The following is a 7,451-nucleotide window of genomic DNA, read 5'->3' on the forward strand; positions in this document are numbered from 1 at the left end:
TCAGTTGCGGCTCAGGACCCTCGTGAACCCGGCGGCGACCGTGGTCGCGAGGGTCCAGCCCGCGACGATCAGCCCGAACGCGAGCCACTGCCCGCCGCCGGTCGGCCGGTACGCCGACTCCTGACCGAAATCGATGATCGGCAGGAGCAGGTCCAGCGTGTAGACGACGGGATACAGGTCCGGCGGCTGTCCGGGATCGACCGGTGCCGGCCGCCACGCGGAGAACACCGCGGTGCCGAGCGCCAGCAGGGCGACGAGCCATCCGGCGGCACGCTGCGGCCGGTACCCGTAGCCGACGGTGACGTCCTGCAGCCAGCTCCACGGCCACGTCCACCACGGCCGGGTCCGGCGCCGCCGGCGTTGCTTCGCGAGCAGGACGGTGCGGGCGTCCTCGTCGTGGCCCAGCTGCCGGTACGCGGCGGCGAGTTGCTCGTAGGGCTGCGGCGGCAGCCCGTCGGCGGTCCGGTCCAGCCAGTCCAGGCGTTGCTGCGGGTCGAGCAGCGGGTGCAGCGTCTGGTAGGTGAGGCCGTCGAGCCGCACGTCGGCGGGCCAGGTGGCGGGGTCGTCACGCAGCAGCGCCACCCGCACGTAGCGCAGGTCGATCCGGCCGGTGGGTGGCTCGGCGAGGCGCAGGTCCAGCTCGACCGCCTCCGTCCCGGCGCATTTGAGGTCGGCGAGGTGGGCGTCGTGGAAGCAGAGCTTCCCGCCGATCCTCGCCGAGCTCAGCGCGACCCGGCCGGTCGCGGTGAACCCGGCGCAGCAGTTCACGAGCGATCCGGTGACGATGCCGCCGGCCCGCAGCGAGGTGCCGTCGGGGTTGTCGAGGTGCGCGCCGTCGAGGAACACCGGCCCGGCGACCCGCGCCTCGATCAGGGACACCTCCCCGGCGGCGGTGAAGCCGTCGCGGCAGTCGACCGGCCCGTCGACGGTGCAGTTGTCGGCGCGCAGGGCGTGACCGCCCGGGTTGTGCAGGGTGGCGCCGCTCAGCCGCAGGGTCCGGCCGATGCGGGTGCCGACGAGCCGGGTCTCGCCGTCGACGCGGCAGCCGCCGAGGAGGTGGACGCCGCCGACGACGTCGGCGCGGTCCAGGCGCAGCGCGACGTTGCCGGGGTTGTGCAGGGTGGCGCCGTTGAACGTGACGACGCCACCGATGGTGCTGTGCCGGAGGCTGACCTCGCCGCGGATGTCGGCGCGGCGCAGGAACACGCCGCCGTTGACGGTGGCGCTGTCGATGTCCAGGCCCCGCAGGTTGCGGGCGCGGGGAATGGCCCCCTCGCCGTCGTCCGGTGCGGGGGACGGGGTGGGCGGGGACGGGTCCGGTAGGTGGTCGATCGTGGCGCCGTCGAGGTGGACACCGCCGGTGACGGTGGCCTGGAACAGCCGGATCGTGCCCTCGGCCCGGAAGCCGTCCTCGGCGAGGAAGTCGCCGCCGATCTCGATGCGTTCGGCGGACAAGGCGACGCCGCCGGGGTTCGACAGGTGCGCCCGCTCCAGCAGCAGCCCACCGGAGATCTTCGCGCCCTTGAGGTTGATCATGCCGGTGCTGCGGACGCCCGCGAGCCGCAGGTGCCCGGCGATCGTGACGCCGGCCGCGTGCAGGCCCGGCATGCGGGTGTTCCGGAAGCCGGTGAACGCCAGGCGGGCCCAGTACAGGTCCGGCGGCTCGGCGAATTCGCTCTCCTGCACGAGCAGCGGGCAGGTGACCTCGGCGAACGCCAGGACGAGGCGGCCGGTGACCTTGACGTTGTGCAGCCGCAGCGCGGCGCGGCGGGTGGGCGGCTCCCCCGTGAGCAGCTCCGCGATCAGCGCCGCGGGGACCTCGGCGCCGCCGAGCTGCAGCGTCTCCCCCGCGGCGAACGCCAGCCGCACCCGATCATCGACGTCCACGACTGCGATGGTAGCGGCGGCACGCTCAGGTGTTGGCGGCCCGCCAGGTGGCCCGGGTGATCAGGACGCGGGCCTCGTCGGCGACCTCGGCCTCGACCGTCACCGCGTACTGGCTGGCCTGCAGGGTGCTGCGGGACGTGAAGTCGCGGCGGCCGCCGGTCGCCGCATGCGCGAGGGCGCCGAAGATGCCGCCCCACAGGCCGCCGATGAGGACCGCGGACAGCATGATGCCGACCCAGGACGAGTTGCTGAACAGCGTGAACAGGAAGCCGAGGAACAGGCCGAACCAGACGCCGCTGAGCGCCCCGGCGAGGAACGCCCGGCCGACGGTGAGCCGGCCCAGGACGTTCTCGACCAGGCGCAGGTCGGTGCCGATGATGGCGGTCCGCTCGACCGGGAACCCGTTGTCGGACAGGTAGTCCACGGCCCGCTGCGCGGAGGCGTAGTCGGAGTACCGGGCGACGGTGACGGTGCTGCGCTCGAGCTCGCCGGAAGCGGACGGTTGCAGCGATTCGGGTTGTTGAGGGGTCGTCATAGGGCAAAGCGTAGATCCCCGCCGGGGTTTGGACTCAGGGGCCGTTCAGGGCATCACCCGAGGTCGTCAGGCGGTTCCTGAAGGCAACCTTGGGGACATGACCGAGATCAAGCGCCTGCGCCGCTCCCGCGCAGACCGTACCCTCGCCGGTGTCGTCGGCGGGCTCGCCGAGTACTTCGGGGTCGACCCGACGATGGCCCGTGCCGCGTTCCTGCTCGCGGTCCTGCTCACCGGCGGGACCGCCGTCCTGGCGTACCCGATCCTGTGGCTCGTGATGCCCGACACCCCGCCGGACGTCAAGCCGGTGAGCCCTGCGTCCGGCGATCATCTGACCTATGGTGCGTGAGTGACCGCGTTGTGTGTGCCGGTGCTGGGCGGCACCCTGGAGGTCCGGGTGGTGTCGCCGGCCGGCGGCGCGCCCGTGGTCCTCGTCGCGCACGACGGACCCTCCTACGAGGACGGCGCCGCGCTGTCCCGGCTCGTGGGCGGCGCGCACGTGGCGCTGCTGTCTCCCGGCGACCGCAACGAGTGGTATTCGGCGAACCCCGCCTACGCCGACGCGCTCGTCGACCAGGTCCTCCCGCGGCTGCCGGCCGGGCCGGTGGTCGGCCTGGGCGCGAGCCTCGGCGCCCTGGCCATGCTGCACGCCGAGCACCGCCACCCCGGCGCGTTCGACGGGTTGTTCCTGCAGTCGGGGAGCTTCTTCACCGCCGAGCTCGACCCTCAGGAGTCGGGGTTCCCGCGGTACCGGCGGATCCTCGACTTCGTGGAGAACACCGCGCCGACCGGGGCGAGGACGGTGTTGACGTGCGGGCTGGACGAGGAGAACCTGCACAACAACCGGGCGATGGCGCGGCGGCTCGGTGTGCCGCTGGTCGAGGTGCCCGGCGGTCACAACATGACGACGTGGCGCCACGCACTGCGACCCCACCTGCCACCGCTGCTCCGGGAGTTCACGGATGGACCATCTCATCGGCCTGCTGCTCGGCACGGAGCAGGACTGGCCCCGCGCGTTCGAGACGCTGATCGGCCGGATCGGTCCGATCCGCGGCCGTGACGGCGTCTCGCACCATCTGCGCACCTCCAGGGTGAGCATCGAGCCGTTCAACCTGCGCGACAAGCCGCGGCACGACCTCGTGATCGACCGGCTGGCGTACTGGTACTACCACCCGCGCGAGTGGCTGAAGAAGGTCGCGCTGATGGACGACGTGTACCTGCTCAACAGCCCGTTCACGTTCCAGTCGATGGAGAAGCACGCCGCGTACTGCGCGATGATGCGCCTCGGCCTGCACGTGCCGGAGACAGTGCTGGTGCCGTACAAGAACCCGGTCGACCACGCGAAGTGGGCGTACACGGCGGAGCGCTACAACCAGCCGTTCGACCTGGACGCGGTCGCGGAGCAGCTCGGCTATCCGCTGTTCATGAAGCCGTACGACGGTGGCGCGTGGGTCGGGGTGTCCCGGGTCGCGGACTCGACCGCGCTGCACGCCGCGTACGACCAGTCCGGTGAGCGGCTCATGCACCTGCAGCAGTCGGTCGAGGGCTACGAGGTGTTCACCCGGTCGCTGACGATCGGGCCCGAGACGATGGTGATGAAGTTCCGGCCGGAGCTGCCGATGCACGAGCGGTACGCCGTGGAGCACGACTTCCTCGACGCGGCCGTCGGCGACGAGGTGGTGACGATCTCCCGCCTGGTGAACGCGTTCTTCCGCTGGGAGTTCAACTCGTGCGAGTCGCTCGTGCGGGACGGGGTCGTCTACCCGATCGACTACGCGAACGCGTGCCCGGACGTGGCGCTGACCAGCCTGCACTACTACTTCCCGTGGGCGATGACGGCGCTGGTGCGCTGGTCGGCGTTCTGTGTCGTGACCGGCCGCCGGCCGGGCCTCGACCTGGACACCGCGCGGTACTTCGCCGTCGCCGACGACGAGAGCCTCGACTATCACGGCAAACTCGGCGCGTACCGCCGCATCGCCGACGACTACCTCGCCGTCGACGACTACCGGGAGTTCTGCGACACGGCCCTGCCGCACGTGCCGGAGCTCGTCGCCGGGTGGGTCGCGTCCCAGGAGTTCGACGACCTGCTCGTGGCGACGGTCCGCGGCACGTACCCGCCGCACGAGCACGACCGGTTCATCGCGCACTTCCGCGGCCTGATCGACCTGTGGAAGCACGAGACGATCAGCTGATCGGCGTTTGGAAGCCCAGCACGATCGCTTGATCGGCGTTTGGAAGCACCGCACGATCGCATGATCGGCGTTTGGACGCACGGCACGATCAGCCGATCAGGGCCTTCTGCAGCAACGGGGTCAGCAGTTTGACGTAGCTGGTCGTGACGTGGCTGCCGTCGCGGTACACCAGGGCGTTGCCGACGATGACCGGGCACACCGTCGCGGTGCAGAACCAGGCCGTGGGGTCGACGACCGTGTATCCCGCTTCGGCGGCGGCGTCGGCGTTGGCGGTACGGCGGGAGGCGTAGATCGCGGTCGTGACCTTCAGCGCGCACTGCTGGACGGCCTCGGGGTGGGCGGCGACGCAGTCGGGGACGCTGGTCCCGCGCGGGTCCGGGGTGTCCTGCATGATGACCGGCCGCGCGCCGAGCTCCTCGAGGCGCTTCGCCGACCGGATCAGCGCCTTCGACCAGGCGCTGTCGGCCTCCGCCTTGCCCGCGGTCACCGCGCCCGACTTGTCCACCGGCGGGTCGGTGTACGTGCGGGTCGACAGCACCACCAGCGACGGCTTCAGCTCCTTGATCTTCGCGAACGCTTCCTCGCGCCACGTCGCGCACTCGGTGAACGCCCGCCGCGCGTTGACCTTGATCGTGTACGCGTCCGCCGGGGTGCACCCGGACTTCGTCAGCACGACCAGTTTGAGATGCCGGCGTTTGGCGACCGCGTCGAAGGCGTCGAACCACTGCTCGGTGTGCGAGTCGCCGAACAGCACCATCGTCCCGGTGCCTTTCGGGTCGCCGTGCTTGTCGCACCCCTCGGCGAGGGCGGGCTTGATCGACGTCTCGTCCAGTGATGCGAGGCAGCCTTTCGAGCCCTGCGGCCGGTCGTTGGTCGCGGCGGTGACGGGCGGGGTCAGGTTCTCCGGCATCGCCTTCAGGCCCGCGCCGGCGGCGATGAGGTCGAGGAGCTTCTTGCGGGCCTCTTCGAGCTGCCGCTCCTCGGCGGCCGCGTCGGCCGCCTGCCGCTGCGCGAGGGCCTGCGCGGTGTCCTGCGCGGTGCCCTCGCCGCGGACCTCGTTGGGCAGGCCGAGGAAGATCGCGGCGGCGCCGCAGGCGAGGGCGGTGAGGGTGGCGCCGAGGCCGAGCCCGCGGCGGGGGCGGCGCTTGAACACCGGGTTGAACCGCACCCGGTTCTCCACCAGGCGCAGCGACAGCCACGCGGGGAGCAGGCTGCCGACGGCGACCGCCGCCTTCGCCCAGGTACCGAGCTCGTCCTGCCCGGCGATGTGCGGGGCGAGCATGAGCGCGGGCCAGTGCCACAGGTACCAGCTGTAGGAGAGCTTGCCGATCGCCTGCAGCGGGGCGGTGCCGAGGATCCTGATCGCGCCGTTGCGGGGTCGTGCCACGCCGCCGGCGATGACGAGGACCGCGCCGGCGACCGGGAGCAGCGCCGCCATGCCGGGGAACCTGGTCGTCTCGTCGTACACGACCGCCGAGGCGACGATCGCGGCGACGCCGAGCCAGGTCGCCGCCGCGGCCCCTCGCAGGCGTTCCAGCCGGGTCACGGCCAGGGCGACGAGCGCGCCGGCGGCCAGCTCCCACGCGCGGGCCTGGATCCCGAAGTACGCCCACGGCTGCGAATGCCCGGTCTGCCAGACGCACACCGCGAAGCTCACCACCGCCAGCGCGGTGAGTGCCGTCGCGGCCCGTCGCCGGGAGGCTCGTGCGCCGGCCGCGGCGATCAGCAGCAGCGGCCAGATGAAGTAGAACTGCTCCTCGACCGCGAGGGACCAGAAGTGCTGCAGCGGCGACGGCTCCAGCTCCGCCGACAGGTAGTCGGTGCCGAGCACGGAGAGCCTGACGTTGATCCCGTACGCGGCGGCGGCCAGTGCGTCGTACACCACGGCCTTCGCCTGGACCGGCGACATCCACGCCCACGCGGCGGCGACGGTGGCGATCACGACGATCGTGGACGCCGGCAGCAGCCGGACGATCCGCCGTCCGTAGAACGCGCCGAACCCGATCCTGCCGGTCTGCTGCAGCTCCCGGAACAGGTGCAGGGTGATCAGGAACCCGGAGATGACGAAGAAGACGTCGACGCCCACGTAGCCGCCGTGCACCAGGCCGAGCCCGGCATGGTTGGCGACGACGAGGAGCACCGCGACCGCACGGAGCCCCTCGATGTCCGGCCGGAAGCGGTCACCGCTCGGCTTCGGCTGGGGCCTGACGTCCGTGTACTGCCACCGCTGCGCTTGATTGGTGGTCAACAACCCCTCCGGCGGCTCGGCACCGGGACACGGTAGCGGGTGCCCCTTCACGGTCGTCTGTCAGGTGACGCGGCTCACCCGGTGTCAGTCCCTCGTACCGGTGACGCTGCGGTAGCCCACGTCACAATCCGTAGTTCGCACTGGTAGGGGCTCGTACCGTCGATGGTGTCCTCGTCTTACGTCTTTGGAGGTTTCGCTACATGCGTCCGTACGACCACCCCGAATGGTGCGCCCGTGGACACCGGTGCGGCCTCGGCGAGCACCGCGCCCACCCGGTCGTCATGGAGGTCGACGGCGTGGGCAAGGTCCTGCTGACCAGGGTCCTCGGCACGAACGGCCGCGAGCGGATGGAGCTGACCGGCTCCGCGTACGTCACCGGGAAGGGCCCCGCCGCCCGCCGCCAGGTCGACCGCACGTTGCGCGGCTTCGCCGACGTCCTGTCTAGTGCTGTGACCACTAACGTTCACCGGTTTGGTGGTGTTGTGGTTCCTCGCCGTAGGGTGCGGTCGAGCGACTCCCCACCGGGGTGCTGGTGGTGGGGCGGGCCTCAGCCGGCCAACCGACCCGTACCGTCCCCTGTGCCGCACCGGCC

7 protein-coding genes are annotated in these 7,451 nt (G+C 71.6%); 4 read left to right on the forward strand and 3 right to left on the reverse strand.

The features are described from left to right. Positions 1–1,887 (reverse strand): hypothetical protein, encoded by a 1,887-nt coding sequence (locus tag ABZS58_RS39985; RefSeq protein WP_354788868.1) that lies wholly within the window; start codon positions 1,885–1,887, stop codon positions 1–3. A 25-nt stretch (positions 1,888–1,912) separates the two neighbouring features. Beyond that, positions 1,913–2,422, reverse strand: a complete 510-nt coding sequence (locus ABZS58_RS39990) for a general stress protein (RefSeq protein ID WP_354788870.1) — start codon at positions 2,420–2,422, stop codon at positions 1,913–1,915. A 97-nt stretch (positions 2,423–2,519) separates the two neighbouring features. Between ABZS58_RS39990 and ABZS58_RS39995 the strand changes: the two genes are divergently transcribed. From ABZS58_RS39995 to ABZS58_RS40005, 3 genes are read left to right on the forward strand one after another with little or no spacing between them, the layout of a single operon-like run. Next, positions 2,520–2,768, forward strand: a complete 249-nt coding sequence (locus ABZS58_RS39995) for a PspC domain-containing protein (protein ID WP_354788872.1) — start codon at positions 2,520–2,522, stop codon at positions 2,766–2,768. Further along, complete coding sequence (locus tag ABZS58_RS40000) at positions 2,769–3,479, forward strand: alpha/beta hydrolase-fold protein (RefSeq protein WP_354788873.1); 711 nt, start codon at positions 2,769–2,771, stop codon at positions 3,477–3,479. Then, positions 3,382–4,611 (forward strand): hypothetical protein, encoded by a 1,230-nt coding sequence (locus tag ABZS58_RS40005; RefSeq protein ID WP_354788875.1) that lies wholly within the window; start codon positions 3,382–3,384, stop codon positions 4,609–4,611. Before ABZS58_RS40000 ends, ABZS58_RS40005 begins: the two co-directional genes overlap by 98 nt. Before the next feature lie 88 nt (positions 4,612–4,699). Here the strand turns inward: ABZS58_RS40005 and ABZS58_RS40010 are convergent, their stop codons facing one another. Beyond that, positions 4,700–6,859 carry an acyltransferase family protein gene (locus ABZS58_RS40010; protein ID WP_354788876.1) on the reverse strand — a complete coding sequence of 720 codons (2,160 nt, stop codon included), beginning with the start codon at positions 6,857–6,859 and terminating at the stop codon, positions 4,700–4,702. Positions 6,860–7,059: 200 nt separating this feature from the next. Between ABZS58_RS40010 and ABZS58_RS40015 the strand changes: the two genes are divergently transcribed. Beyond that, on the forward strand, positions 7,060–7,451 hold a 392-nt coding region (locus ABZS58_RS40015), incomplete at its 3' end, for a hypothetical protein (protein WP_354788878.1).

Origin of the sequence: Dactylosporangium sp. NPDC005555 (genome assembly GCF_040605635.1) — a bacterium.
Taxonomy (GTDB): Bacteria; Actinomycetota; Actinomycetes; order Mycobacteriales; family Micromonosporaceae; genus Dactylosporangium.